This is a genomic window from Aliirhizobium sp. YIM B11859, assembly GCF_057163345.1.
Genome location: NZ_JBXHAY010000003.1, coordinates 1 through 26,101 on the forward strand (window position 1 = coordinate 1; position 26,101 = coordinate 26,101).

The following is a 26,101-nucleotide window of genomic DNA, read 5'->3' on the forward strand; positions in this document are numbered from 1 at the left end:
ACCGTCGGCCACATGGTCACGCTGTTCGAACCACAAGAATGCGCCAACTACTTCAAATCGTGCGGATATGACCCCGAGTAAAGCGGACGTGCTCTAGATCGTCTGCGCATCGCGGCGGGTTCTGACAACCTTGCAATCCCGCATCTTTTTCAGATGCTGCGATAACGCCGACTGGCTCAGCTTCACTTCCTTGGCCAAGGAGCCGACATCCCACTCATTGCTGCTCAAGAGTTCAAGGATCTGTAGACGTCCGGTATTACTCATCAGCGTCAGCAGGCTGGCCGCCTGTTTCGTATTAGACAAAGCAATGCTCATGGTTTTCCCCTTTTGTATGTGGATATGCTAATGTTTGTCGATCGCAAGGCCGCCGAACGTTATTCCCCAAACCACGAACAGCGCAGATCGAAGACTATCTTACGAATGATTCAATATTAGTAAATAAGATTTTTGTTTCTGCTAAATTAGTGCGATTGTCTAGTTGTTTCCGTCAAGCGGCACGGTCAGGCAAATAAAAAGACCCTTCAACACACAGGATCGGAAATCTGCCAATGGATAAGCATGTGTTTGCTTGAATGAATACTGAGCATTCTGCCCATTAAGAATGCGTCTCTGCCTATTGCTCGGGCGATCATCGATAATGACAGGGTTGAGGCTCAAAGACCCACTCGAAACCGCCATATAACCCTCAATGCGATAAGGTCCGAGCCGTACCATCAGTCCCATCAGGCATCACGCCGGCCATGGCGATAAAACAGCTTGGCATGATCTCGATGAATGTACGGTGACGCTTATTTAGTAAATTGATGAATTGTGAGGCGGAGCGCCTATGAGTCGGTATCGATTGCGGCTGCGTGGCCGTTTCAAACCGTTGTTTGCAGAAGGTCACACGAACGAGGACGATGGATAATCAGCCTGGCGCGTCGCGTCGCGTCGTAGCGATCGCGGTCTTCGCCTTCGGTCAGGTGGAAACACGAGGTAGTTCGATCGAGCTCGACGATCTGGAGGGCAAAACGATTGACCGCATTGCCATGGGGGTCGAGGTTTAAGCGATCCCAGCGCCCGTCATCCCATCCGGGTGCAACACGACTGTCATGATGCGATGCTGTGGACGTATAGGCCGCAAAATCCTCACCATCTGGGATGCGCCTGGACACCGCTTGCGTCATCAAATGCCAATACCTGTTCCAGGCTCTCCCGAAAAAAGCCCGCTGGAAGAGGGTGCCTCGAATGTCAAAGAGACTTTGCCAAAAAAGGGCGGCAAACCTGCCAAAGTTAAGGCATTTGACCTTAACTGCGGCGCATAGTGAGGTCGGTCGTCACGATCGCTTTTCCCGACGCAGGATCACGGTCGATCGTCCGGATCCTCAGGCCGTTATTGCCAACCTTGCGGATGGTCATGGTGGCCTTCCGATCGCCGTATATTTCGTTGGCCCAGGTGACATCGAAACTGATCGTGTCGCCATCGCGGCGGCCAACCAGCGACGATGGTTTACCCGACACGCCGACATAGGTGCCGGAATAGGCACTGCCGGACGCCTTAACGCTGGCGTTAAATCCGCGACTGATCACCACCAAGGCCCGGCAAGAGCCATCCATCGAATAACGCGACGCGGCCGCATCCGATCGCATATTGCAGGTGACCTTGATCTGTTCGCCGCCCAACTTGCGCAAGACCGTGCCCGTTCCCGCCCACTCGCCCGAGATCGATTTCAAAAAACCTTCCTCAGAGGCAAGCGCATTGTGTGATGCAAACGACGCCGCACATAGAGCGGCACATGCCAAAAGACGCATCGCTGTTCTCCTTTATTGTTGCAAATGCAACCCTAAGAGCCCCGGTTTGGTTCCACAGGAGAATGAGATGTAAAGCACCATCCAGCCCTAAAACGCTGGTTTCGTGTGCCGGGAGACAGTTATTCCAAAGGTGTCGTTTCGCCCGGCTACGTCATTCAAACCTGACCGTCAGGCCGTCGGGATCTCAACCGTGGTTACCTCAAAATGTTTCAATGTGGCGGGGCCAAATGCGGTCGACATCGCCACATCCGTCGCATCTCGTCCCGTCGCCATCAAAATCCGCCCGATACGAGGCTCATTATGGCGCGCATCGACCGTGTGCCAATGCCCGCCAAGGTAAACCTCGGACCAGGCACTGAAGTCCATTGGATTTGGATCCTGCGGCACGCCAATATCGCCAAGATAACCGGTGCAATAGCGTGCCGGGATGTTCATGCAGCGCAAAAGTGTAATCGCCAGATGCGAAAAGTCGCGGCAGACGCCCGTACGGTCGGTAAATCCGCCAAAAGCCGTGCGGAGCGGATCAGCCTTTTGATAATTAAAGGCGATGCGATCATGGGCAAAATCAAGGATCGCCTTGACGCGCGGCCATCCAAGCGGCGTCGCCGAAAACGTCTTCCAGGCGAAATCCGCAAGGCGATCTGTGTCGCAATAACGGCTGCCCAGCAGAAACACCAAAACATCATCCGGAAGATCCTTGATGTCATGTTGCCAGGCGTTTTCCGGCACCGGATCCGGTAGGCCCCCGTCATAAATGTCAAAATTTGCCGACACGGTTGTCAGTCCCGGCGGCGCAACGATGCGATTGCAAGCATTTCCAAAACTATCAATATAACCCCATGCCTCGATCGGCCGGTCAAAGGTTAAAGTCTGCTCGCTCAAAAGATCGGCGCGGCGGGAAGGGTGGACATTAAGGACAAGCAACATGGCCGTGTCCTGCTCGCATTCATAAGCAATGCGAAAACCCGCACGTATCTTCATGATCGAAACGTCCTTTTGGTGAAATTAACGCCGGGATGGCAATGCTGTGGCAACGCCTGCGGCAATTCTCCGGTTCCAATCACCCATGGAGTTTGGCGCTGCGCTCATCGGTGGTGACATTGATCTGCACCGACATGCCCTTAAAATCGGAGGCTCTGCCGTCATAACTTCCAGAAAGCGGGACCGCCTGTTTGGGATCGCGCGCGACACCGACGCGGATAAGATCGCGATTGCCGACGATCCCATTGGTGGGGTCAAACTCCACCCAACCCGCACCGGGAAGGTAGATCTGACACCAGGCATGCGTGGATCCGCCACCCAAAACAGTCGATCCATCACGGTCTGGAACGTAGATATAACCGGTGACAAAACGTGCCGCGAGACCAAGGGAGCGAGCCGCCTCCATCATCAATAATGCAAAGTCACGGCAAGTCCCGCGCCCAAGCTGGAGGGTTTCAAGCGGCGTCTGTGTGCCATGCTCGAACCGCTTTGAATAAACGAAGCTCTCATGGATGGCGTAACAGAGCGTCATCAACAGACGGCCGGTTTCGGTCGATTTGCCTATTCTGACAAATTGTCGTGCCCATCCGCCGACCTCGTCACCTGGATCCGGGTAATGCCGGGCAATGGTCTTTTCCAGATCAAAAGCCTCTTGCTCGTCATAAGCAAACGGATACGTCAGAGCCTGTTTGTCGATCTGAAAATCGATTGCCATCTGCGGCGTATGATCAAGACGGATATTCGTCTCAAACCGAAGTTCACATGCCGTCTCGGCAATGCCGACCAACGCGATGCAATTGCCAAAGACGTCGTGGATCCAATGGACGTAATCTAACCTTGGAAAAACATCCAACTGCGTTCCCAATAACGTTTGATCAAAACTGTCGCGCGGGCGAAACATCAATCGATGTTCACCAAACTCCACCGGCCTTTTATAATGATACGAGGTGACGTGCCGGACGTTAAATATCGTCATCCAATCACCGAATTGGGTTTTGAGAGCGAGATGATCACCTTGGCGATCGAAAGGTCAGCTTTAAAAAACCGACGAGCCTTGCTCACCATAACAGGCTTGCCGCAGAGGCAACAATAAAAACCAAAGACCGACAGTGTATCGCAATGTCACGATCACGCCTTCCCCGCGTCCTCGTCTCACCGCTGAAATGCCGGTCAGGCAGCCAAGATTTTTGCTAAGTCGCCGACGACCCTCGACAGACCCTGTCAAACCATTGAGACAGGCTTGAAACGCTTGCACGCCAAAGGCTGCTTGGCGCAACGCCATTAAAAACGCCCCTGCGGCCCCGTTATCGGGCGAAAAAAAATCCACTGCGCGGTCGTTCGGTGCCTTGTTGAACTCGCCCCGCCCGTTCTTGCCCCGCGCGTTTCGCCCCGATCGGGAGGGGGCCAAACGGGACCGATTTAGATATAAAGCGGCGCCATTTTTCGCCATGCGCTGCCGCGATGCGCCCGGCCATCCCAGACATGCAACTGATGCCTAATTTGTTTGTCTGAAAGTATCCGACTGAGCTGGCGGTTATTGTCGAGAAAAGGATCCTCATTGCCGATCACCAGCATGATCTCCAATTGCCGCAAATGATGGATCCGCCACTCGCAGAACAGTGCTGGCAAAAAATGCATTGGCATATGGAAATAAACCGCCTCGTCGTAATACCCGCCCAATAAGTCCTCGAAATGCTCGACGCTCATCGTCAGGTCGTAGCGACCGGAAAAGACAACCAGTTTGCGAAACAAATGCGGATGGCGGAAGGCAAGGCTTGCGGCTTGAAACGCGCCAAGGCTGCAGCCCTGCACGATTGTGCAGTCATGCCCGTTTTTATGCGCCATCAGTGGTAAAACCTCATGAAGCACATAATTTTCCAGAGCTTCGTGTTTTTTTATGCGCTCGATCGGGTGTTGCTGGCGGTTGTAAAAACTCTCGCGCCCCATGCCGTCGATGCAATAAAGCTGAAGTTGGCCAGCACCAATCTTGTCGGCGAGGCTCGCGACCAGGCCAAGTTGTTCATATTCCCAGAAACGGCCGTCCCGGGTCGGAAACATCAACACTTTGGCTCCGGCATGGCCGAAGATTAAAAGCTCCATATCGCGGTGGAGACGGCCGCTATACCAGCGATGATATTCGCGCTTCATAACGCCTTAAAAAACAAACCAAGCTTTTGACGCAGAGCCAAAGTCTGCACCTCCATAGAAGGATAGTCGAAATGTCCGGCGTCGAGGATGAAGGTTTCATTATATTTTGAAGGCGTGATGGCATTGGCAACGGCAAATTGGCAGGGCGGAGCAACCGCTGGATCAAACAGCGCCACCGCCGTTAACATCGGCACGGTAATCAGTTTTGCCGCACAGGCGGCATCATACATTCGCAGGCTCTCAAACACGCTGCCATGGGATCTTTGATAAGCCTGCACAGCGTCTGCGCTGCCGACGGTTTTAAGCGCTAGCCATTGTTTTCTGTCGCCAAAGGTTGGCACGTTGAGATGCCCACGTGCAATCCGCGGGTCAAAGGGGATCGCAAGGGCGCCGATACCACCGCCAAAGCTGATGCCGCTATACCCGATATGGCCGTCTAACGACGGGTATAACGTTGTTAAAACAGAAACCGCGACCCACAGATCCTCAACGCAGCCGCCGATAATATAGGTCTGCGGTTTGTCGATGTCATGCAAAACATGGAACATCGGATCATCCGATATTGGCGCATGGCGACTGCGCGAGATCCCGCGAAAACAAGGAAACAATAAAGCCGTGTCTTCGACCGGCAGATCAAAATCCGGCTGTTGTCGTCCTCCATAACCGTGGCCAACGACAATGCCTCTTTTTACCGACCCGTTTTTCGGCAAAAGCAACCACCCACCGATCTCAAACCCGCCGGTCGATCGAAAAACGATGTCGAAGACCTGCCAGTCTGGGTGCCGGGTCTTGCTCGGCGATCGTCTGGGATCCGGATCGACGTTTAACGCACCCCTATATCGGTCCCGCCAAAAGTCGGCAAATCCAGCCACAGTCTTAGGCGGCGGGAGCGCTTTGAGATCCGCAAGCGTCATGCCGTAGGTTGGATCAAAGGCAAACGGGTGTATCGTTGGTACGCTCATGCCTGTTTTCCCCAAACACCGATAAGGCTCTAGGGAACTCCTATATCCCCGATGTCTGCACGAAAACATCCGATGGTCAGCGCCATCACAAAAAGCTGCTTCCATCATGGGCAGGCTCTCACCGTCAGAGGCGGGAAGATGGCGCGGGGCGCCAAACCTCCAGGATTTTGGCACAAAAATCGACAACCCGGACCCTCTTAAAAAAGGGCCATCGTTTTTTGCATCAAGGGCCGTTATCCGGCCTGAGACAGAAACCCCATGGCATCGGCGTTTGACCATGTCGATCAGAAACAGGATCTGACCTGTTGCCGTCTCCGTGGTGGTGAGCGCCGATTTTTGCAAATATAGGCGAGACCGTTAGCAGATTGGGGCGAGCTAGATCGCAATGATCGCGCTTCAGGCCGCAGGCGGCTTGTGTGTCATCATTCGAAGCTGCTGCATGGTGAGAATATATTGCCGCTCGTCGCCGCGTTGCCGGTGACGCAGCGCTTGCCGCCGCAAGAACAACACATGCAGGCTTTTCAGGAATGTCTTCATCATTGCCGTCTCTTGATCTCGGATCGTCGCTGTTGCCAATTGCAACTGTGTCGCCGATCTTAAGTGGCTCCAATCCAATTATTATTGCTGAATGTTTCTCGATATTTACAAGTTTTTTCTAACGCGGCACCGTCAAGTTTTCGCCTAAAATCCCCGCTCTCAGTCGTCGCCAATAGTCAGCCAAATGGAGATGATGATGGCCACCTTGATGCAAACCGGACGACACGTTGCCGGTCTCGTTTTTGCCGCTGTGACGATATGTGCTCCTCCAGCTTTTGCGCAGGCTTTGACGCAAACGATCGTGGTGGCGCAGGCCGGGCCAGGGGAGTGGCACGGCTATAAAGGAGAAAACGGACCAAGGCACGGATATCGCCGTGGGCCAGACGGCTGGTGGTATCCCGTTGCTGCCTTTGTGGTAGGGGCCGCAGCCGGGGTTATGATCGCCCAGCCGACAGACGACAGACCAAGGCCTTTGGACCCTGATCAGGATCGCCAGCCTTTGCCGGTGCGCGGTCGCAGCGATCGGCAATTTCGCTTGCCGCCAGAACATTATGCCTGGTGCGCCAGACGTTATAGAAGTTACCAAGCCGCGGATAACAGCTATTTGCCGCGCGCCGGCATGCGTGCTGAATGTATCTCTCCCTTCAGCGGTTAAGGCCTGATGTCGAAACATCAGGCGTTGAACGATCATCTCTCAAAGGACGAGCCGGTGGAGGCAAAAAACGGCGTATCGGCATCGGTGCGAGCGATCTGCCTTCGCGCGGCATTTTGGCTCACACTGACCATAACCACCTCCACCGTCCTTTCTTACGCAGCCGCGCCGCTGATCTTTGCGGTTTGGTTTTTAAAAGCGATCGCGCAGCTCTATCGGTTTTTGACCGGCGCATGATGATCTTGGAACAGGTGCTGAAACCCGCCGTGACCGTTTTCCATTTGCTCAAATGGCATGTCTGACGGTGACGCGGCGGTTGCAGAATTACCTGCTGATCTTCTCCGTTTCGATCGCCATCTGGGCGCTGATCATCGGTGCTGTGTCATGGATAATGAAATGAGGGCTTGGCCAATACCGTCGCAAGATGCCTATAGCCGCGTCCTGACCGATTGGCGCCAGAGCGTCCAGAGCCAAAATTCCGCGTTTGCGGCAATGGCTAAAACAGACATTTGAACCGGCCCTATCTTGCCGGGTAGAGGAGTATTTCAGTCGTGGCTTTGATCAATCCACCGTCTTTATCGACCTGGTCGACGGACTATCAAACCGAATGCCAATTTGCCCTTGAACCGTCACTGGTTGGACTGCTCACCAAGGCGCAGCTGGCCGGTTGGGACCGTCGGCAAGTCATCATCGCCATGCTCTCGGTTGTCATTGTCCTGGCCGATACTGAAGACACCACAGGCAGATCAGCGACAAAGCCCTGGTTGGCCTCGTGAGGTCCAAGCGATTGCACACGGGGCGATGGCCGCAATTGTGTTGCGCAAAGGCTAAAATGAAGATGCCGCGCTGAGGATAAGGCACTCTAAGTGCCAAGGCGCAGGGTCGAGCGCGGTTGGGCGCACATAAACTCAGGCACGCATCGCCCTGCAATCGAAAATCACAAGGCAAAACGAGGCCTCCGCTTTAATGCTCTTATTCGACGGAGAAGGAAAAAGCGCAGGCAGCACCGCTCGTCCACGCGGTGCGGTTTTGGAAAAAAGACAGAGTGAAGGTCTCGCCATGGACCGTCTGGAAAGACCTCTCGCTCGGGAACCTGGCCAATTTAGGAAGGTAGCCCAGCTGAGATGAGGTCTGCAGTTCCGCGCCGCAATTCTCATTATCCCCGCGAAACAAAAACCGTATCGATCCAGAATCCGACGCTTTGATGAGGTAAGTAACCTGGTCGCCTGCGCTGGATGATCCCCCAAACGACTGGACCGTCTCGTCTGCCTGCCTCACGTCAACGGCTGGATTTTTGGCATCAACAGGAGACGCAGCCGCCAAAAAAACAAGGAATGTGGGAATGCGCATGGGGATCTCCATAAAAGTCACCTTGCGCACAATCGTTGCCGATTAGATATCAATTTGTAAAAATCCGAGCGCGATGACCGTGAGTGAAACAGTCGACAGTGGGGGCAGTTCATCAGGTACTGGGCTTGGCATTTTTTGAATAGAGCCGATCGACGTCCTTGAAAGGCCTGCCAAGCAAACCGGGCAGCCGAAAATCCCCTGATTTCGGCTGCCCGATCGAGAATATACCAAGATTTATGGATCCCCTCAGCTCTATCCGCCTGATCAACCCTTTAAGGCGGATTGGCGTTCCGTCGCAAAATCCTTGTGGGCCTCGCTCGTTAAAGCGCTGTAATAAAGCGCTCTGGCCCGCAAGTAGCACAATCCATTTTCTCCATGGGCGGCGAATTCGCCAGCGGTCCGTAGTCGAAACTGTCTCTTTGCGATCTTCACTTTGGATAAATGCAAACCAAGGGAAGTGGCTTTTGCCATCTTAACCGCCGTGCTTATGCAGGCGGGAGCAGCGCTCTCAGCCGTCAGCGCCTACGTTTTCGGTTGCCGACGATAACTGACCCTATCGCAATCATTGTGAGTGGTCGAGCCCTGCGCCCTGACATCCTCTCGAAAAAAAAGAGGCCCACTTGCGGCAAGTGGGCCTCTTCCATCTGCAAAGGCTGGCGGACCTTATGCAGCGATTGCCTTTTCGTCGCGGCGGCGCTTTGCCCAATAGGCAACGCCGAGCATCGCTAAAGCACCAAGGCCAGCACCGGCTTCAGGACCGGGAACAGCGGTCACGCTAAGTGACACTGCCGGACCAGTTATGGACTTGTAGCCCTGTACAGTGCTGGAAACGCCGTCCTCGTCATAGACAAGATAGGCGCCAAGTTTGCTCACCGATCCGAGGGCATCGGTGATCCGCCCGTTCACGATATTAATCAAATAGCTGATTGTGTAGACAGCTTGACTGTCGATCGGAGCCGATATCTCCGTGACCGTGAAACCGGCGTTTTTTGACCCTTCGAGAGCCGCAGTTCCGGTCCAAGCTGAATTATTGCGATCAAGATTGTATTGCAGGCCCTGATAGATGGAGTTCCAATTGTCCGTGACGACTGACACGAGATCAACGCTCAACATTGCGTTGATTGCGTTCTTGCCGGTCGTACGGTCAACGACGTCGCAGGTAACCGATCCAGTACTTCCCACCGCGCATGTGCTGGCTGAAGCGGGCGCCTGCATTCCGCCGAAAAATAACGGTGCTGCAACTGCCGCAAATATATATTTGTTTTTCATGTGCCCCCAAGGCGTTCGAGAATATAACGTTCTAGAAATTGGCAAGTATTTACATTCTGTCAACTATTGTAGGCGCACCGCTCGCGGGTTTGTTTGAATATCCATGACGTGGTGCGCCTATGCCTCACCAATATCGGGGAATTTGTGCCGATATAGTACACGTGTAATATTTCACGAGACGAATTGTCCGCCGCGCTTCCTTTAGGATCGCGTCGAGCCTAAGAGTTCAGCGGCGGAGAGTCTGGTGGCAGTTGCTACCTAATTCCGCAAACTTCGGCGACCAACCATTAAAACGCTGTGGCCGCAATTGGTGAGCATGCGGAGCGGGAAAGATGGCCAGCAGCATGGAAGCAGTTCATGAACTGGGGGGGGAAGACATGATTGCCCGCAAGAAGACAGGAGAGGCGAACTGGCTAACGGCGTTGGCCGTCCTTCTGACCTGCGTATTGCTGATGTCGCAAATCGTGCTTGGGTTAAGCGAGTGGTTCGAGAAAACCTTTGGAAGTTACGCCTATTCCTCCATCTTTTGGAGCGGGGCTATCCTCTGGCTTGGCTGCGTCGTTTGCGTTCTGCGGTGGAAGAGGCGTTGGTGGCTTCTGGTTACTGCGCCTGTTGTATTGTTTCCAGTCTATCTGGTCGGTGGTCTGTTCATCTCTTGTGCGTTCCTTGAAAGTTGTCTGTGAGGACGCCGCTGCCCATCCCTCGGGGCTCGTTGGGGGGCAACGCCGTTCCCCAAGTCCCTTCCAACTTCTATGACATGAGGGTGCCTTTGGTCAGCCAAGGGGTCACCTAGGATAAGATCGTCGATTGCCTCTTTGCCTTGCAAAGGGGAGAAGATCATCGACTTGCCTCCGGGGAACCGGATGGTGTTGTTGAGAAAGCTTTAGGTGGGCTTTTATCGCGCGGCGATTAGGATGAGACGCTTGCGACAATCTGGATGAGAGTTTTAGATCGCGCTCGCGATCAAATCATCATGCTGATTGCCGCCGACAAGTTCTTCGTCGTTTTCTGATTGCCGCTGCACGACAGCCACCGTTGAGGTCCTGATTGTCGCGCTATGAGCGCTGGCGGCTTTTGCATGCGATCCGATGTCGGCTTCAAGTTTGCCTCACTCCAAGACATCGTCACGCATGCCGACGAGCCTGAAATCTAAACTGAAGCAATCTCGCTTTTCCATTCGGTGAAACGCGACTAGGCGGTGTCTGGTGCTAAAACCTTTGCAAACGCGAGAGACGGTCAGCAAGACGTCGATATTGAAGAAAAAGAGGTACGCTGAATAGCTCCTCCCTCGTCGGTAAGCTTTAGTCTCTCAGCCTGCGACAACAGACAAAAAAGGCCCCCAAAACGGGAGCCTTCTTCTCAAAGCTGCGGGAGCGGGAAGCCTTAGGCAGCCAGAGCTTCGTCCTTGCGACGGCGCTTCAGATAAAGTGCGATACCACCCATCGCGAGAGCGCCAAGACCAGCACCCGCTTCTGGACCGGGTACGGCGGTGACGTTGAAGCCGGTAACCAGTGCGCCGGTTGTGGAACCAGTGTTGTTGACCGAGCCGTTCCATGCGCGCGAAACCGTTCCGTCGTTCGTATAGTCGGCCTTAAAATACGAAGAGGATCCAGCTCCCCCTTCAAATGCATCGACATAGACCTGCATCAACAGGTTTCCTTCGCTCGGGTTGTAATTAAAGGCGTTGCCCGCAAATGTCAGGACAGCCGGCATCACCCCAGAGACAGAAAATGAGCCGAAGTTCGAAAGGAGCGAGCCAAGGTTACCATTCAAATCGTTTGTGAGCGCCTTAACGGGGAGCGAAGTGAGGTAGAAGCTGATGGAATATGTGGCGTTATCCAATGGCAGCCCAATATATTTTTGGTGTCCGTAGAACGAGACTGACGAGATCGTTTGCGGGCCCGAAAACGCTGCAGCAGAGTAGCTTTCTTGATAAGTCGACCCCACACCTTGCTGGGTAGCAAAACAAGAAAATGGATAGCAGTTGGCTACCTCGGAAGAAGCGGTACCGATGACGATCTCAGCCATGGCGGACTGAGTTCCGAAAAAAGCTGCGATTGCCAGATATGCAGCAAGCAAGAATTTTGATCGCATGGTTGCCCCCCCACTGGATCGTTGCGGCGAACATTCACCGTAAGTCGAACGGAAGCTTAATATTAACAAATAGTCAATTGCAAAGTGCTGAAATGCACCTTTTGCGAAAGTATTGATCGGATAGTAGAATTGTTTCCGTCCTGATTTGGCTTTTTTACCTCACCAATATGGGGTATTATAACAAAAATGAGTGCGAAGGCACGGTGTTGCGATAATCCGACTTCAAAAAGTAAGTATAGGCGAGACTTTATCGGTTTTTCGGTTGTCTTAAATGCTGAGGAGAAGTCTTAGAGTGTCGCCACCCATGTTCGGAAATCATCAAGGATTGGCATGAGCGGCATGCCGAGCGCTGATGGTGTACCAGCGCCGTTCACCGAAAAAGAGGCGTCGGGTTATCGACGGACCCGTCACTTTCGTGGTTGTGGATCCAAGATCCGCAACTGAGTGTCGATACGAAAAACATTTTAAGCCGATGAACCGCTCTTGGATATAAAAGTGGCCCCTCACGATATGGCAAGGGGCCAGTTAGAGTTTTGGCGGCGATTGCGACCGACGTCTGTTTCGCTAACAGCCCCCGGAAGTCGTACCTGTCGTCGAGCCATTGCCGGTGGCGCTGTTGCTGGTGGAGCCGGCAGCTGAGTTGTCGGCGCCGGAGGCACCCGACTGGCCACAGGGTTTGTTGACGTTACCTCCGTCGCTCGACGTGCCAGATGCCCCGCTGCTACCAGCACCAGACGCACCTGATTTTCCGCCACTGGTATCGCCCGACGAGCTGCTGGAATTGCCTGACGACGACCCACCGTCCGAGCCTGAGCCGGACGAGCCGCCTGATGATTGCGCATATGCCGATGTTGCAAGACCGATCGAAAGAGCCGCAATCGTAAGAAGTTTTATCATTGGGTATTTCCTCCATTTGCTCTCATCGAACATATGGAAACCGGGTAAGTTCCAGCCGAGCCGTAACTATCATGTGCCGGCACTGACGTCAGAAATGGCGATGCCAATCCAGACAAACGCCATGGTCGCAACAAGGGCGCCGATCAAAATGACAACAAACGACCGATCTGATCCTTCTTGTCCTGCGTGGCAAGCGGCTCTCTGTAGCTCTGTAGGTGAGGGATATCTCGCCTTCGCATAGGCGCAGCAAAGCGTCGGAAATATCAAATCTCGCTGCCAATCACTGCTGACTTTTCCGTGGTCGGTCCGCCGGCGTTTTAGCCTGTCCCCTATACCAGCAAGAGAGGGGGCCGCTTAGCCGTAATCGTTTGATTGTGGTAAAGGAGCTTCTCGATGGTGGATGCAACCATCGAGAAGCAAACGCCCATTCAAACGGGCAGGCAGTCTCGTCTGCAGCACCGGCTACGAAGACAGTTGAGGAACTTTGCCTGCCTTCGATTGTTTCGTTTATTGCGATTATTTCGATTATTGTCTATGTTTGCCAGACACGGAGAACGAAGGCGTGACCATTCCAGCAGCAGCACAAGGACTAGGTGGAAGGTCACCCTCCGCAACGGAAAAAGCCAGTGCGAACCAGCTTCGCAAAGTGCTCGCGGCACATGCGACGGGTACAAAGTTACGGCTCTTGACTGACGCAACAAAAGAGCCTGTCGAGGTTACGCTTACTCCAGCGGTATCTGGCCTCCTCATGGAGCTGTTGCGTCATATCGGTCGCGGCGATGCGGTAACCTTGGTCCCGGTAAGCCAAATGCTGACGACACAACAGGCAGCCGATATCCTGAACGTCTCCCGGCCTTTCCTTATCTCTCTGCTTGAAAGGGGTGAAATCCAACACACCCTGGTAGGCCGCCATCGCAGGGTACAGGCTGAACATCTGTTCGCCTATAAGAAGGCTCGCGACCAGAAGCGGAGTAACGCGTTGTCGGATCTGGCGGAAATGGACGCGGAGCTTTTGTAGAACGTGTTCGCCAACAGATTTACGGCTCTCGTAGACGCCTGCACGCTCGCCGACAAAGGTCGCAAGCGACAGGCGATGGTGGACATGGATGGTCGCGCACTGGTGCTCGATCCCCAGCAAGTCCTTGGCTGTCGGGCTGAACGTGTTTGATACTGCCCTCTTCGACATCATCGATGAAACGACCTGTCTATTTCATTCCGATGTAGATCAGTGCGATCCCAAGAATGATCAACCCGCCACAAATGGCTGCCGCGCAGTAGGTATCAATCGTCATCCGGTTGTTCCATTTACCGGCGATATAAATGCGGCGAACGGAAATCGCGATTAGCACAAATGTGCTAGTCAAAAATCGCGTTGTGATCAAAAAGACTATTTTCTCAAAGCTCTGCCGGGCTCATCTTATGGAATGACCGGGAGAGGGGGGCAGCCCTGCTCCCGGTCACATACCAACGGTGCTGCAACAATCAAGTCTGTATGGGGGGCATAGGGGGACTTGAGAGTGGGGGTCAGACCGTCAGGCATTTAAGCAAGTGTCAAAATAGGCTCGGTGGCGGCAGCAGGTGGATATTTCCGTCAGTCTCGCTCAAGCGTGCCAATTGATCCGGCGATAAAAGCGCCGTCAGCGCGTTAAGCGTATCTTTCAAAACTCTGGCCTTCTCGCCCACTTTCAGAGCCTGTCCGGCAAGCAATTCTGCCTGCAACGGTCGGGTTTGCATCCCAGGGCCGGTTTCTGTGACTGGGCCCGTTTTGTCGGTTTCCCGAAGGTTGGGCCTGCTCGACGTCACAAGGTCGATAAGGGCAGCGGTATAACCACGCCATGCGTCAAGCTGCTCAGGTTTGATGCCAACAAAGATCTCTTGTGCAGACAGATCGCGTGCCAACTCGAAGCCCGGATCAAATGGCGGTCGGCCATCGAAAAAGGGCAAAGGCGGTCCGCCGCCATCGCGCCCCCACATCGGAGGCGGAGCCTGCTTTTCTGGAGCCAGCGCAACATCAGATCCGGTGTTGTGGTCAAACGGCCGCTGCCGGTCGTCAGACCGCGCCGGCAGCGCCACGCCGCCCAGAGCTATTCCGGCCAGAACGGTGGCAACCACCCATTTACGCATCATAATCCCAATCTCCATTCAACTCGTCGCGGCAGATTAGGAGGGCCGTGTATCTGGTGTTCAACCAAATGTTTCTGCTGTGTGTCTGAAGGGCGTATTTTTGTAACGAAACATGTCTGCTTGCCGATCAGGAAGCGTTGACGCGTTAAGCGATTGCCGCAGCAACAAAACGTTACAAATTTCCCGCGACACTGAAGGGCGTTTGAGCGGTCTTTGCTGGCCCCAGACTGGCCACAATGTTAACGCGGGAAGGTCGGAGAAAGCTGCACCTTTATGGGATGCGCTTCAGACACGAACACTCTGATCCTGTTGCGATAGATAGGCCGCTGATGACCCCGTCTGAACTTATTCTTGTGGTTGATGATGACGCCGAAATCAGAACCTTGCTCGCCCGATTTTTAATCGAGCAAGGCTACCGGTGTTCGCTTGCGGCCGACCGGCGTGAATACGAGGTTCAGGTCACAAACGAAAAACCCGATCTGATTGTTCTCGACGTCATGTTGCCCGATGGATCCGGTCTCGACATCTGCCGAAAGATTCACAGTGGTCCCTCGCCAATTCCCGTCATTTTGTTGACGGCTCTCAAAGAAGACATCGACAGGATCATCGGTCTGGAACTGGGAGCAGATGACTATCTTGGCAAACCGTTTAATCCGCGCGAACTCTCCGCCCGTATCAAAGCGGTGTTGCGACGCTCCAAGCTTGCCTCTTTGCCCGTAGAAGGCCCCAGCCTGTTTCATTTCGCCGATTTGACCGTTGACCCGGAACTGCGCAGTGTTTGCCGCGACAATGGTGAGCATATCGAACTGACTGGCGGCGAATTCGACCTCCTCTTTGTCTTTCTTGAACGACCCGGCCGTCTTTTATCACGCGATCAGTTGCTTGATCTGACCCAGGGTCGCGGGCGAGATCCTCTCGATCGTTCGATCGATGTTCTCATGAGCCGGATCCGCCGAAAACTCAAAGAAACCGATGCTTGGCCGATCTTCAAGACGGTCCGTAATGGCGGATACCAGATGACCGTGAGTGTCAAAACCTCAAAGGGCGGTTCATGACAACGTTGCGCAATCGGATCGTCTTTTTATTGATCCTTGCCATCGTGACAGTCGTTGCCCTTGCGACATTGGCAGCAAGCCGGGCTCTGCAGCCACCCCCAATGGCGGATCGTCTCGCAAAACAAGCGTCACAACTGCACCTGCTCATTGCTTTCGTTGAAGCAGATCGACGCGCAGCGATTACGGCTGGCGCCCGTGTGAGCGAGCAGCCATTTACCGGACAGCCCGACACGAGGCTGACAGCCGATCTGAAGCGCGCGATGGCGGCTTCTGGTAATCATCAGGACCTCGTGGCTGTGCGCGCGCAAGACGATCAGGTCGTCACGACCTCCTTTCGATTAAACGACGGTCTTTGGTTGATCGTCGATCTGCCCGATCAAGGCCCGCCACCTGGCGGTTGGATCACCCTTGCTGTCTGGGTGGTGCTGATCATCATCGGAAGTGCCGTCGTCTCGATCTATGCCGCGTCCAAAATCATTCGCCCGCTGCAATTGATTGAGGGCGCTGTCGGTCGGGTTGGACCCGATGGCGTGTTACCGCTCATCCCCGAAACGGGGCCGGCCGAGGTCAAAGCGGCGGCCCACGCTCTCAACAAATTGTCGGGGCGCCTGAAAGTGGCAATTGAAAGCCGTATGCGTCTGGTTGCTGCGGCCGGACACGATCTGCGGACCCCCATGACGCGGATGCGGTTGAGAGCTGAGTTCATTCCCGATGAGATCGAGAGACAAAAATGGTTGGCCGACCTTCAGGAACTCGACGAAATCGCCGATAGCGCCATGCTGCTTGTCAAAGAGGAAATCACCGTATCCGATCCGCAATGCCTTCGGCTCGACCAATTGATCGCAGATATGGTGAGCGAGCTTGCGTCGCTTGGTTACCCCGTGACGTGTTATACCCTCGAGCCCTCCAATGTCGCGGCCTCACCCCTTGCGGTCAGACGAGCCATCAGAAACCTCCTTATTAATGCGGGAACGCACGGGAAGCAGGCAACAGTCCAACTGATCCATCGGCAAGACCATGCCGTGGTGACCATCAATGACGAAGGTCCCGGTATTCCCGACGCATTGCTTGGGCAGGTGTTTGAACCATTTTTTAGGGTCGACGCCGCAAGACGCCGGTCAACACCCGGCGCAGGTCTTGGGCTTGCCATTGCAAAAGAGATCATCGAGCGGTTCGGTGGCACGATTAATCTATCGAACCGCGTATCGGGTGGCCTGTCTCAAGAGATCACCTTTCCAATCAGGAATTAAAGCCGCGTCCACCACGCAACTGGTCGCTCTACGCTGAGCCGTCTTCAGCCCCCTGGTCGACGCAGACATCGTCTGCATACCGAGATGTGAATAGCTGATCGAGTGAGTTCCGCCAGGTCATCAGATTCTCAAAAAAACGATGTCGATCCCACACCCCGATCAGAGACCCGAAGCATCGGATTTGGGTATCCGCGCTGCCTGCGATCGCACCAGTTGCCATCGCTCGAGTTCGAGAAGCGCATCAGGCAGCGCGCGATGTGCCGGTTCGGGCGGCTCGGTTCTCGTGATGATGTCTTTGACCAGCTTTGCCGCGACATCTTCCAAAACCGAAGGCCCAATTGCTGCCCTGGCGGCATTCATGAAGGCTTCGTCGGATTTCCTCAGGCGCAGTTCGTGGCGGGGATGTCCCGCTGCGCGAAGCAATGCGCTTAACCACTTGCCATCCCAGGACGGCGCGCTGGCATAAAGGTCTTGATCGGCGAGTGTGGCGATCATCTCGTCAACGATGGTCGAAACGTCGACGCCGTCTTGCTCAAGCTCGTCCCTCGAAATCCCGTGGATCACTTCGGCTTCGGCTGACCAATCGGTCCAGCCGGCTGCTGGCCTGATGAGGAATGAACGCGAGCGCCCGTCGTCAAAGACCCACGCCACCTCGACGGGGTAGCTGTGTTTGTTCAAGGAAGACGCTTCAAAATCCAGGAAGACGGGCATTGGCGGCCGTAAAGGTTGATCGTTTCCGAAAGTTAGGATGGGCGACCGAATTTAGGTCGTAAAACGTGTTTTCGGCAGTCGCAAGGCCGTCAGGTTGAGCTGCGTCTGCCTCGCCAATAGTGGTCGATAATGTGTTGTCCATTGCCAACGATGCGTTCGCCGATCTCGGGATCACCACCCTCCAACGTATCAGGATCGCCGCCGCAGAGGCGCACGAACAGCACCTGCTGCGTCGCGAAGGTGAAATAGTCTTCATCGGTGGGCTTAAATTTCAGCCCGGCCTCGCAGAACTTGTCAGCCACTTCGGCAGACGCCTCCTTTATGGCCTTATAGACCTTGTCGAGCATCGCGCGTTCGGCTGCTTGCCTGATCTCCATATACTGGCGCTGTTCGGGCGTCGGGACGGGGCAGCTCTGGGTCATCTGGTCTCCGTTCGTGTCGGTCTTGGCGATCTTGGCGACTGCACTACCTCCCTTTTGAATAGGGAGGTCGTAATGAAGGTTCAAAAATTCAGCCTGGCAGACGCCAAACTTGAACGCTCTCCAGGCCAGAATGCCGATATCTTTGTCGGAAATCTGATCGACGAGAAGGATGGCGGACCCGTCACCATCGGATATGGCCGCTACGCACCCGACCAGTCGCTTACAGAAACCATGGCCGTTCACGACACCATGATTGTCCTTGAGGGCCGTCTGTCCGTCTCGACGAGCAACCGAACCGTGACGGCGGGGCAGGGCGATATCGTCTATATGCCGAAAGGAGAAGCGGTCACCATCACCACAAAAGGCGAGGGAGCACTGACCGCTTACGTCACCTATCCCCATTGGGCGCAGGCAAAGGGACGATGATGGAGATGGCCGCCTCACCGAAAGGCTGGGCAACTTTCGCCTGGCAGTCCGACTACGGCCAGTTCTACCTTGTGGATAGGGGAGATCAGGCCTTCGAGGCTCCGATCGAGATCACGCCGGAAATGGAGGAACATAGCCTCTTCGTCATGACCTCGGGCATCACGGTCTATACGCAGTCGTGCCTTCAGCAGCATATCCGGATCGCGATATACGACCGAGAGCCGGATCATCCGTCGGCTGACCCCATGAGTGACAAGCCCTGGACGCGGGTCAAAAATGTAGAGGTTAGGTTTCCTTCGAACAGTTTTTCGATCTCCAGTCCTTCGATGCCCGATCCATTGCCCAATGGACCGATATTCCTCGTAGACAGCGTCGATTGCGCGGTGAGGATCAACTGGATGGAATTCCAGGGCAGTCGAGACGACAGCCTGCCGATCGAGCCTGATGTCATCGACATCGCCATCTGGCCCGCCCGCCGTTGAGCACTATGAGGCCTCATGCAAAGTTCCCGTAACAGCCTGTTGCTCGCCCTGGCGTTGATCGTCGGAGGTGTGCTTGCCTTTTTCCTCTTCCTGTACCTCACGGGGCACGATCCCGACGAGAGCCCGCTCACTCTCGTCGAGTGGGTGATCGGAGGAGCACTGATCGGACCGGGTTTTGGCTATCTGGTGAAGTGGAGGAAGACGAAGGATCCGTAGATGGTTGTGTTGAACTGGTCGTTCAAACGGTCAGTCATTTTGAGCTCCGTCTTCTTCTGGATTACGTCGGACTTCGCCGATCTCCATCAGCTTTTTGCAAAGCTGAAAGAGTGAGGTCGGCTCCCACTCATGATCAGTCGTTTTCGCGTCGGACGAATGTCCATACGCCACCATTCACATCGGTGGGCGTTACCAATTCCGGGAGTTGACCAAGCGCAGCCGACAGGGCGCTCGGGCCGTTGATGCTGGCTAGGAATTCTAGGTGATGTGGAGCACTGTTTTGAGCCGCGTCCAGACAAAAACCGTGTAAGACGCCCAGTTCAACGGTATCTCTCGGTGTGAAACTCTTTGCCGCGACAACGACGCTGGCAACAAGGTCGCAGAAGGTAAGGGGAGGTGTCACAGATGTCTCTTCGCTCGGCGCTCCAGATGTGCTCTGCGACAAACGCACCGCCTCACTTTTTTGATCCTCTATAAGGTTAGATCCGAACACCTGGAGCGTAATCGATCTTGAAGGCAAACTCCAAGGTTCCGATTGGCTTGCGGTCCGCGTCGCTAATCAGGATCGACACATTCTCGGGCGGTGGAAAAGCTTTGCATGCAAATTTGCTCAAAGCATTTAGCCCAGTGTTCATGGCGTCGTGGGCGTTCTGAGCGTCGATATCAATTTCCGCTTCTATCCCGTCCTTAATGTGCAGGAAGTATTTCGGCATCCAGGATCTCCCCATGTGTTCCTCATGGACATGGGCAGTTCTTCGACGTTGGGAAGTAGCCCGTATCGCCTATTCAATTTTTTGTTCCGCGTGGGGGATGCGTTGTCACGTCCGCTTATGTCGCAGACGACACCAGCAGTTTCGATGTCGGGTGAACAGAAACCGGGTGCACCGGTCGCGTGCAAGAACAGCTTTACATAAGCTCAAGCCGGTTCGAGGATTGAAACGTCCGGATATGCCAGCGCCTTAGCAGACGGCAGGGCGACTATCGATCTGAGCCATTTGGCGCCAGAGCAGTCTGACTGGATCTTCGGACTGTCCGATGTCGATCTTGAAGCGCTTGCTAAAACTGGTCCTGCCGCGTGCGAGATACCTCTGGCTGGCAAGAATTGCGGTGTCGTTGGGATCTCGTTGCCGAGGAAGTCGGGCGCCACGCCTCAATCCTGGGCGTCAGGGTGGCTTTGAACCGATCTTCGTGACGCATTGGAAACTCTCTACGCCGCTCGATCAATTGGGCGGGGCAGGGGTGGGCCCGTCAAATCGAATCCTCCCGACATCCTCGGACATCAGATACCCCGGAAAACGTGGGCTTTATCTCAAGTGAGTGTTTCGATGCGATTTCGGTGCGGCAAATCTCAGCGATTGCGCTAAGAGCCTCTAATATTCTGATTTTCTGAAGGAAAATGGTGGGCGATGACGGACTCGAACCGCCGACATCCTCGGTGTAAACGAGGCGCTCTACCAACTGAGCTAATCGCCCGTCCGCTGGCTGGATATTGTCCGCCGCGTCGGTGGCCGTGATCTATGCGGATCGCGGAAAAACCGCAAGGGCTTTGATGATGTTTTTTTGAATTTTTCATCGCAAGCCCACAAAAAAGCGCGGCGACCGTGGAAAGGTTGAAGACGTCATCCTTTTGTCTTGAAACCTGCTTGACACCTGTTCGCGAACCTCTTAGACAGCCGCCAACCGAGCGATTGAGGTCGCCCGGCCAAGTGGTTTCCCTCTCTTGTGGGATTTCATTTGAAGAATGTGCGGGTGTAGCTCAGTTGGTTAGAGTGCCGGCCTGTCACGCCGGAGGTCGCGGGTTCGAGCCCCGTCACTCGCGCCATTCTTCATCTCCTCAATGTTTCCCACTTTCGTGTGGGAGGCTGCCTGAATAGGCAATATGCGCGGGTGTAGCTCAGTCGGTTAGAGTGCCGGCCTGTCACGCCGGAGGTCGCGGGTTCGAGCCCCGTCACTCGCGCCATTCATCTCTCCGGAAAGATCGTTTTCATCTCTCTTAAGTGTGCTGGATGCCTTTCGGGCTTTTCTTGCGCACACCTGATTCTATTCCGGATTTGCGTCCTTTCGTGCCCTTCTGTCTTATGGCGGCGTGCCAGACGTTGCGCTTTGTCCGCAACTTTGTGGGGGAGGGTGCTGCAGACCTGTTCTCAATCACGTGACCGTGCCTTTCCCTCAGGTTTTTTTGAGCTAACTAAGTCATCTCCGATACTGTTGGGTGTTTGCTCGTTATACGGGTGTTGGTGATTGCGGATCCTTGCGCTCCTCTGTTTCTCGAGTTGCCGCTGCAACTGAAAATGGTGTTGTGTCGCCCGTCTTCTGCCGCGCGCTATCGTCGCAGGCGGGTTGATCCGGATAAAAATTGGCAAAACGCAAATTTGCCTGCAATTGTTGGGGTTTCCACTCCTGTTAATAACTTTACGCGATTGTTTTCCTGTCGAATCGGGGTCGATTTTCACCTGTTTGGGGCTTTAAAGTGGACACTGCGACATTTCGTCGTCTTTCGCACCGCTATGCGTGTGAGGTCGCTTGTTAAAGCACTTGCGTGGGGGGCGCGGCTGCGATAGTCACGGCTTGTTGCAATGCACGTTCGCTTGCCCGCGCATTGACCAAAAATGCGTCACTTGGCACTTCTTGCAGGCAGGGATTGGATATCATGAGTGACCTTCTCGCTTCTTACGTCCCGATCGCGATCTTTATCGGAATCTCCCTGGTGATCGGCCTGGCGCTTCTGATCGCGCCCTTCGCCGTCGCCTACAAGGCGCCCGATCCGGAGAAGCTGTCTGCGTTCGAATGCGGCTTTAATGCTTTCGATGACGCACGCATGAAATTCGATATTCGATTCTATCTCGTGTCGATCCTGTTCATCATCTTCGATCTTGAAGTCGCCTTCCTGTTTCCCTGGGCAATCTCGTTTGGCGAAATCGGCTGGTTCGGGTTCTGCTCGATGATGGTTTTCCTGGCTGTTTTGACGGTCGGCTTTATTTATGAATGGAAAAAGGGAGCACTCGAATGGGAGTAGTCGATAACGGTAGCGTGCGTCTGACGCCGCAGCCCGGCAAAATCCCGGGTTCTCGCAGTGTTGCCTCCGATGGTCGCGACGACGCATTTTTCGGCGATATCAACAACGAACTGGCCGACAAGGGTTTCCTCGTCACCTCGACCCAGGATCTCATCACCTGGGCGCGCACCGGCTCGCTGATGTGGATGCAGTTCGGCCTGGCCTGTTGTGCGGTCGAAGGTCTGATGCAGGTTTCCGGCCCGCGCTACGACCTTGAACGTTTCGGCGTCGCGCCGCGCGCCTCACCGCGCCAGTCGGACGTGCTGATCGTTGCTGGCACACTCACCAACAAGATGGCACCTGCGCTGCGCAAGGTCTATGACCAGATGCCAGAGCCGCGCTACGTCATCTCGATGGGCTCCTGCGCCAATGGCGGCGGTTATTATCACTATTCCTATTCGGTCGTGCGTGGTTGTGACCGCGTCGTGCCGGTCGATATCTACGTGCCGGGCTGTCCTCCCACGGCAGAAGCACTGCTTTACGGCGTGCTTCTGCTGCAAAAGAAGATCCGCCGCACCGGCACGATCGAGCGGTAAGGGGAGGGCATCATGACAATCGAAGCTCTGAGTGCTTTCTCCGCCTATCTTTCCGAGGCAAAGCCCGGCCTTCTGACCGGCTCGCAGATCGCCTATGGCGAACTGACCGTTCTGACCGAGCCGCAGCATATCATCGAACTTTTGACCTTCCTGCGCGATGATCCGAAATCCGGCTTCATCGCCATCGTCGATATTTCCGGCGTCGACTGGCCAGCCCGCGAAAAACGCTTCGATGTCGTTTATCATCTGCTGTCGCCCCGCCAGAACCAACGCATCCGCATCAAGCTTGCGGTTGCCGAGGATGAGGCCGTGCCGTCTTCAACCGGCGTTTATCAGGGCGCCGAATGGTATGAACGCGAGACCTGGGACCTGTTCGGCATTCCGTTCAGCGGTCATCTCGACCTGCGCCGTCTGCTGACCGATTACGGCTTCGAAGGTCATCCGCTGCGCAAGGATTTCCCGACCACCGGTTTTGTCGAGGTTCGTTACGACGATAGCGCCAAGCGCGTCATTTACGAACCGGTCGCATTGCGTCAGGAATTTCGAAACTTCGACTTTTTGTCTCCCTGGGAAGGCCCGGAATACGTGCTGCCCGGAGACGAAAAGGCCGAGACCAAAGCATAAGTCCGGCGCGCTCGCGACGGAACCCAATTTTTCCCGCCCGCAGCATCGACTGTCCGGCATGGAGCAAGCGGTATGACTGAACATAACGTCCGCAATTTTACGATCAATTTCGGCCCCGAGCATCCGTCGGCGCACGGCGTTCTGCGTCTGGTGCTGGAACTCGATGGCGAGATCGTGGAACGCGTCGACCCGCATGTCGGCCTTTTGCATCGCGGCACCGAAAAGCTGATGGAGACCAAGACCTATCTCCAGGCGCTGCCTTATCTGGACCGGCTTGATTACGTCTCGCCGATGAACCAGGAACACGCCTATTCGCTGGCGGTCGAAAAGCTTTTGAAGCTGCAGATCCCGATCCGCGGCCAGTTGATCCGCGTTCTCTATTCGGAAATCGGTCGCATCCTCTCGCATCTGATGAACGTCACCACCCAGGCGATGGACGTTGGCGCCATGACCCCGCCGGTCTGGGGTTTCGAGGAACGCGAAAAGCTGATGATCTTTTACGAGCGTGCCTCGGGCGCTCGTCTGCACGCGGCTTATTTCCGTCCCGGCGGTGTCCATCAGGACCTGCCGCCGGAACTGGTCGAGGACATCGGCAACTGGTGTGATCCCTTCCTCAAGATCCTCGACGACATCGAAAGCCTTTTGACCGGCAACCGTATTTTCAAGCAGCGCAACGTCGATATCGGCGTCGTTAAGCTGGAAGACGCCTGGTCCTGGGGTTTTTCGGGCGTTTTGGTGCGCGGTTCGGGTGCTGCCTGGGATCTGCGCAAGGCGCAGCCCTACGAATGTTATGCCGACATGGATTTCGACGTGCCGATCGGCAAGAATGGCGACTGTTATGACCGCTATCTCATTCGCATGAACGAGATGCGCCAGTCGATCCGCATCATGAAGCAATGCGTCGAGCGGCTGCTCGGTGATGCAAAGACCGGTCCGGTCTCGTCCACCGACGGCAAGATCGTGCCGCCCAAGCGCGCCGAGATGAAGCGGTCGATGGAGGCGTTGATCCATCACTTCAAGCTTTACACTGAAGGTTATCATGTACCGGCCGGCGAAGCCTATGCTGCCGTCGAAGCGCCCAAGGGCGAGTTCGGCGTCTATATCGTCGCCGACGGGTCCAACAAGCCGTATCGCTGCAAGCTGCGCGCACCGGGTTTTGCCCATCTGCAGGCCATGGATTTCCTCTGCAAGGGGCATCAGCTTGCCGACGTCACCGCGGTCCTCGGTTCTCTCGATATCGTTTTCGGTGAGGTGGATCGCTGATGACCTGCCTTTTCGCCATCCGTCTGCCCGTGTTCGCAAGCTGTGCCGTCCGGCAAGCAGGCGTCGCGGTCCAATAAACTCATAAGGCGTGTGAAAGAATGTCCGTTCGTCGACTAGCCGAAGAGCAGTTCCAGCCCGCAAACTTCGCCTTCAGCGAAGAAAACGCGGCCTGGGCCGAGGCAACGATCAGGAAATATCCGGCCGGCCGGCAGCAGTCGGCCGTCATCCCGCTTCTCATGCGGGCACAGGAACAGGATGGCTGGGTCACCCGCGCCACGATCGAACATGTCGCGGCAAAGCTCGACATGGCCTATATCCGTGTCATGGAAGTGGCGACCTTCTACACCCAGTTCCAGCTGAAACCGGTCGGCACCCGCGCCCATATCCAGGTCTGCGGCACGACGCCCTGCATGCTGCGCGGCGCAGAAGAACTGATCAAGGTCTGTCAGCGCAAGATCCATCATGATCCGCTGCAGCCCAATGCCGAAGGCACGTTGTCCTGGGAAGAGGTCGAGTGTCAGGGCGCCTGCGTCAACGCGCCGATGGTGATCATCTTCAAGGATGCCTACGAGGACCTGACACCCGAGCGGCTTGAGGAAATCATCGATACGTTCGCGGCAGGCAAGGGAAGCGAGATCAAGGTTGGTCCGCAGATCGATCGCCACCTTTCGGCGCCCGAAGGTGGAGCGGTTACGCTCAATGACAAGATCACCCCGGTTCGCACCAATCTGGAGCCGCAGCCGGAACCCGTTGTCGACGCCGCCCCCGTGCCGCCGGCCGAGGCCGCCAAGCCGAAGGACACGGCCCCGGAAACCGATCCGAAGCTGAAAACGCCGGTCACCGCACCGAAGGCAGCCGAAGCGAATGCCAAGGCCACGGAAACTGCCGCGGTTCCCGCCAAGGCCGAAGCTGCAGCTTCTCCCGCCAAGGCGGCTCCCGCGGCAAAGGCCGAAAAACCGTCGCTCGAAGACAAGAACCGTCCGAAGGGCATCGATAGGCCCGACGCCGTTGATGATCTGAAGCTGATTTCCGGTGTCGGCCCGAAGATCGAGGCTATTCTCCACGAACTCGGCATTTTCACCTTCGCGCAAGTTGCATCGTGGAAAAAGGCCGAGCGCGAATGGGTGGATGGCTACCTGAATTTCAAGGGTCGCATCGATCGCGACGACTGGATCAGTCAGGCCAAGGCGCTCGCCAAGGGTGGCGAAGCCGAATACATTAAAGTCTTCGGCAAGAAACCGCGGTGAGGGTGAGAC

Annotated in this window: 32 protein-coding genes and 3 tRNA genes; 19 read left to right on the top strand and 16 right to left on the bottom strand. The window is 55.2% G+C overall.

Annotated features, from left to right (window positions below; all coding sequences use genetic code 11):
• Positions 1 to 93: 93 nt before the first annotated feature.
• Positions 94 to 315: an ArsR/SmtB family transcription factor gene (locus AC2GXZ_RS12040; RefSeq protein WP_483759427.1), complete on the bottom strand. Its 222-nt coding sequence runs from the start codon at positions 313 to 315 to the stop codon at positions 94 to 96.
• Positions 316 to 899: 584 nt separating this feature from the next.
• Between AC2GXZ_RS12040 and AC2GXZ_RS12045 the strand changes: the two genes are divergently transcribed.
• Positions 900 to 1,046 (top strand): hypothetical protein, encoded by a 147-nt coding sequence (locus AC2GXZ_RS12045; protein ID WP_483759428.1) that lies wholly within the window; start codon positions 900 to 902, stop codon positions 1,044 to 1,046.
• A gap of 241 nt (positions 1,047 to 1,287) precedes the next feature.
• Here the strand turns inward: AC2GXZ_RS12045 and AC2GXZ_RS12050 are convergent, their stop codons facing one another.
• The 6 genes from AC2GXZ_RS12050 to AC2GXZ_RS12075 form a co-directional block, all read right to left on the bottom strand.
• Positions 1,288 to 1,713 (bottom strand): hypothetical protein, encoded by a 426-nt coding sequence (locus tag AC2GXZ_RS12050; protein WP_483759429.1) that lies wholly within the window; start codon positions 1,711 to 1,713, stop codon positions 1,288 to 1,290.
• A gap of 246 nt (positions 1,714 to 1,959) precedes the next feature.
• Positions 1,960 to 2,772 (bottom strand): transglutaminase-like domain-containing protein, encoded by an 813-nt coding sequence (locus tag AC2GXZ_RS12055; protein ID WP_483759430.1) that lies wholly within the window; start codon positions 2,770 to 2,772, stop codon positions 1,960 to 1,962.
• 79 nt (positions 2,773 to 2,851) lie between these two features.
• Entirely contained in the window at positions 2,852 to 3,748 is an 897-nt protein-coding gene (locus AC2GXZ_RS12060) for a transglutaminase family protein (protein ID WP_483759431.1), read from the bottom strand.
• A gap of 443 nt (positions 3,749 to 4,191) precedes the next feature.
• Positions 4,192 to 4,920, bottom strand: coding sequence for an esterase family protein (locus tag AC2GXZ_RS12065; RefSeq protein WP_483759432.1), 729 nt, complete (start codon positions 4,918 to 4,920; stop codon positions 4,192 to 4,194).
• Entirely contained in the window at positions 4,917 to 5,882 is a 966-nt protein-coding gene (locus tag AC2GXZ_RS12070) for an acetylxylan esterase (RefSeq protein WP_483759433.1), read from the bottom strand. The genes AC2GXZ_RS12065 and AC2GXZ_RS12070 overlap by 4 nt, the downstream gene beginning before the upstream one ends.
• Before the next feature lie 396 nt (positions 5,883 to 6,278).
• A complete protein-coding gene (locus AC2GXZ_RS12075) occupies positions 6,279 to 6,422 on the bottom strand; it encodes a hypothetical protein (RefSeq protein ID WP_483759434.1) in 144 nt (47 codons plus the stop codon).
• Between the two features lie 433 nt (positions 6,423 to 6,855).
• Here AC2GXZ_RS12075 and AC2GXZ_RS12080 point away from each other — a divergent pair, with 433 nt between their 5' ends.
• From AC2GXZ_RS12080 to AC2GXZ_RS12090, 3 genes are all read left to right on the top strand, one after another.
• Entirely contained in the window at positions 6,856 to 7,074 is a 219-nt protein-coding gene (locus AC2GXZ_RS12080) for a BA14K family protein (RefSeq protein ID WP_483760236.1), read from the top strand.
• A gap of 6 nt (positions 7,075 to 7,080) precedes the next feature.
• Entirely contained in the window at positions 7,081 to 7,308 is a 228-nt protein-coding gene (locus AC2GXZ_RS12085) for a hypothetical protein (protein WP_483759435.1), read from the top strand.
• Between the two features lie 314 nt (positions 7,309 to 7,622).
• Positions 7,623 to 7,847, top strand: a complete 225-nt coding sequence (locus AC2GXZ_RS12090; RefSeq protein ID WP_483759436.1) for a hypothetical protein — start codon at positions 7,623 to 7,625, stop codon at positions 7,845 to 7,847.
• 196 nt (positions 7,848 to 8,043) lie between these two features.
• On the opposite strand, the gene AC2GXZ_RS12095 is transcribed toward AC2GXZ_RS12090, so the two are convergent.
• Positions 8,044 to 8,421, bottom strand: a complete 378-nt coding sequence (locus AC2GXZ_RS12095; RefSeq protein ID WP_483759437.1) for a hypothetical protein — start codon at positions 8,419 to 8,421, stop codon at positions 8,044 to 8,046.
• A 663-nt stretch (positions 8,422 to 9,084) separates the two neighbouring features.
• Positions 9,085 to 9,690 carry a hypothetical protein gene (locus AC2GXZ_RS12100; RefSeq protein WP_483759438.1) on the bottom strand — a complete coding sequence of 202 codons (606 nt, stop codon included), beginning with the start codon at positions 9,688 to 9,690 and terminating at the stop codon, positions 9,085 to 9,087.
• A gap of 332 nt (positions 9,691 to 10,022) precedes the next feature.
• Here AC2GXZ_RS12100 and AC2GXZ_RS12105 point away from each other — a divergent pair, with 332 nt between their 5' ends.
• Positions 10,023 to 10,373 carry a hypothetical protein gene (locus AC2GXZ_RS12105; RefSeq protein WP_483759439.1) on the top strand — a complete coding sequence of 117 codons (351 nt, stop codon included), beginning with the start codon at positions 10,023 to 10,025 and terminating at the stop codon, positions 10,371 to 10,373.
• 700 nt (positions 10,374 to 11,073) lie between these two features.
• Here the strand turns inward: AC2GXZ_RS12105 and AC2GXZ_RS12110 are convergent.
• Both AC2GXZ_RS12110 and AC2GXZ_RS12115 read right to left on the bottom strand, forming a co-directional pair.
• Entirely contained in the window at positions 11,074 to 11,718 is a 645-nt protein-coding gene (locus tag AC2GXZ_RS12110) for a hypothetical protein (RefSeq protein WP_483759440.1), read from the bottom strand.
• A 630-nt stretch (positions 11,719 to 12,348) separates the two neighbouring features.
• Positions 12,349 to 12,681, bottom strand: a complete 333-nt coding sequence (locus tag AC2GXZ_RS12115) for a hypothetical protein (protein WP_483759441.1) — start codon at positions 12,679 to 12,681, stop codon at positions 12,349 to 12,351.
• A gap of 562 nt (positions 12,682 to 13,243) precedes the next feature.
• On the opposite strand from AC2GXZ_RS12115, the gene AC2GXZ_RS12120 reads away from it, so the two are divergent.
• Positions 13,244 to 13,699, top strand: a complete 456-nt coding sequence (locus tag AC2GXZ_RS12120; protein ID WP_483759442.1) for a helix-turn-helix domain-containing protein — start codon at positions 13,244 to 13,246, stop codon at positions 13,697 to 13,699.
• 88 nt (positions 13,700 to 13,787) lie between these two features.
• On the top strand, positions 13,788 to 14,027 hold the full coding sequence (locus AC2GXZ_RS12125; protein WP_483759443.1) for a hypothetical protein: 240 nt from the start codon (positions 13,788 to 13,790) through the stop codon (positions 14,025 to 14,027).
• A 205-nt stretch (positions 14,028 to 14,232) separates the two neighbouring features.
• Here AC2GXZ_RS12125 and AC2GXZ_RS12130 read toward each other — a convergent pair whose 3' ends face one another.
• Positions 14,233 to 14,808 carry a hypothetical protein gene (locus tag AC2GXZ_RS12130; RefSeq protein ID WP_483759444.1) on the bottom strand — a complete coding sequence of 192 codons (576 nt, stop codon included), beginning with the start codon at positions 14,806 to 14,808 and terminating at the stop codon, positions 14,233 to 14,235.
• 326 nt (positions 14,809 to 15,134) lie between these two features.
• Here AC2GXZ_RS12130 and AC2GXZ_RS12135 point away from each other — a divergent pair, with 326 nt between their 5' ends.
• Positions 15,135 to 15,860: a response regulator gene (locus AC2GXZ_RS12135; protein WP_483759445.1), complete on the top strand. Its 726-nt coding sequence runs from the start codon at positions 15,135 to 15,137 to the stop codon at positions 15,858 to 15,860.
• Positions 15,857 to 17,110, top strand: a complete 1,254-nt coding sequence (locus tag AC2GXZ_RS12140; protein ID WP_483759446.1) for an ATP-binding protein — start codon at positions 15,857 to 15,859, stop codon at positions 17,108 to 17,110. The genes AC2GXZ_RS12135 and AC2GXZ_RS12140 overlap by 4 nt, the downstream gene beginning before the upstream one ends.
• Positions 17,111 to 17,269: 159 nt before the next feature.
• Here the strand turns inward: AC2GXZ_RS12140 and AC2GXZ_RS12145 are convergent, their stop codons facing one another.
• Together AC2GXZ_RS12145 and AC2GXZ_RS12150 are read right to left on the bottom strand one after the other, a co-directional pair.
• Complete coding sequence (locus AC2GXZ_RS12145) at positions 17,270 to 17,821, bottom strand: 3'-5' exonuclease (protein ID WP_483759447.1); 552 nt, start codon at positions 17,819 to 17,821, stop codon at positions 17,270 to 17,272.
• An 89-nt stretch (positions 17,822 to 17,910) separates the two neighbouring features.
• Positions 17,911 to 18,327, bottom strand: coding sequence for a globin family protein (locus AC2GXZ_RS12150; RefSeq protein WP_483759448.1), 417 nt, complete (start codon positions 18,325 to 18,327; stop codon positions 17,911 to 17,913).
• On the opposite strand from AC2GXZ_RS12150, the gene AC2GXZ_RS12155 reads away from it, so the two are divergent.
• The 3 genes from AC2GXZ_RS12155 to AC2GXZ_RS12165 are packed head-to-tail and all read left to right on the top strand — an operon-like array spanning position 18,316 to position 19,367.
• Positions 18,316 to 18,669 (top strand): ethanolamine utilization protein, encoded by a 354-nt coding sequence (locus AC2GXZ_RS12155; RefSeq protein WP_483759449.1) that lies wholly within the window; start codon positions 18,316 to 18,318, stop codon positions 18,667 to 18,669. The genes AC2GXZ_RS12150 and AC2GXZ_RS12155 overlap by 12 nt on opposite strands.
• Positions 18,666 to 19,151 carry a hypothetical protein gene (locus AC2GXZ_RS12160; protein ID WP_483759450.1) on the top strand — a complete coding sequence of 162 codons (486 nt, stop codon included), beginning with the start codon at positions 18,666 to 18,668 and terminating at the stop codon, positions 19,149 to 19,151. The genes AC2GXZ_RS12155 and AC2GXZ_RS12160 overlap by 4 nt, the downstream gene beginning before the upstream one ends.
• A 15-nt stretch (positions 19,152 to 19,166) precedes the next feature.
• A complete protein-coding gene (locus tag AC2GXZ_RS12165) occupies positions 19,167 to 19,367 on the top strand; it encodes a hypothetical protein (protein WP_483759451.1) in 201 nt (66 codons plus the stop codon).
• A 479-nt stretch (positions 19,368 to 19,846) separates the two neighbouring features.
• Here the strand turns inward: AC2GXZ_RS12165 and AC2GXZ_RS12170 are convergent, their stop codons facing one another.
• Together AC2GXZ_RS12170 and AC2GXZ_RS12175 are read right to left on the bottom strand one after the other, a co-directional pair.
• Positions 19,847 to 20,080, bottom strand: coding sequence for a hypothetical protein (locus tag AC2GXZ_RS12170; RefSeq protein ID WP_483759452.1), 234 nt, complete (start codon positions 20,078 to 20,080; stop codon positions 19,847 to 19,849).
• 684 nt (positions 20,081 to 20,764) lie between these two features.
• Positions 20,765 to 20,840: transfer RNA gene (locus AC2GXZ_RS12175), tRNA-Val, on the bottom strand.
• A gap of 272 nt (positions 20,841 to 21,112) precedes the next feature.
• On the opposite strand from AC2GXZ_RS12175, the gene AC2GXZ_RS12180 reads away from it, so the two are divergent.
• The 7 genes from AC2GXZ_RS12180 (at position 21,113) to AC2GXZ_RS12210 (ending at position 26,092) form a co-directional block, all read left to right on the top strand.
• Positions 21,113 to 21,189 (top strand) — tRNA-Asp (locus tag AC2GXZ_RS12180).
• Between the two features lie 61 nt (positions 21,190 to 21,250).
• Positions 21,251 to 21,327, top strand: a tRNA-Asp gene (locus AC2GXZ_RS12185).
• A 690-nt stretch (positions 21,328 to 22,017) separates the two neighbouring features.
• A complete protein-coding gene (locus AC2GXZ_RS12190; RefSeq protein ID WP_483759453.1) occupies positions 22,018 to 22,383 on the top strand; it encodes an NADH-quinone oxidoreductase subunit A in 366 nt (121 codons plus the stop codon).
• Entirely contained in the window at positions 22,374 to 22,958 is a 585-nt protein-coding gene (locus tag AC2GXZ_RS12195) for a NuoB/complex I 20 kDa subunit family protein (protein WP_483759454.1), read from the top strand. The genes AC2GXZ_RS12190 and AC2GXZ_RS12195 overlap by 10 nt, the downstream gene beginning before the upstream one ends.
• Before the next feature lie 12 nt (positions 22,959 to 22,970).
• Positions 22,971 to 23,582: an NADH-quinone oxidoreductase subunit C gene (locus AC2GXZ_RS12200; protein WP_483759455.1), complete on the top strand. Its 612-nt coding sequence runs from the start codon at positions 22,971 to 22,973 to the stop codon at positions 23,580 to 23,582.
• A 72-nt stretch (positions 23,583 to 23,654) separates the two neighbouring features.
• Positions 23,655 to 24,845, top strand: a complete 1,191-nt coding sequence (locus AC2GXZ_RS12205; RefSeq protein ID WP_483759456.1) for an NADH-quinone oxidoreductase subunit D — start codon at positions 23,655 to 23,657, stop codon at positions 24,843 to 24,845.
• 98 nt (positions 24,846 to 24,943) lie between these two features.
• Positions 24,944 to 26,092 carry an NADH-quinone oxidoreductase subunit E gene (locus AC2GXZ_RS12210; protein WP_483759457.1) on the top strand — a complete coding sequence of 383 codons (1,149 nt, stop codon included), beginning with the start codon at positions 24,944 to 24,946 and terminating at the stop codon, positions 26,090 to 26,092.
• The last annotated feature ends 9 nt before the right edge of the window (positions 26,093 to 26,101 follow it).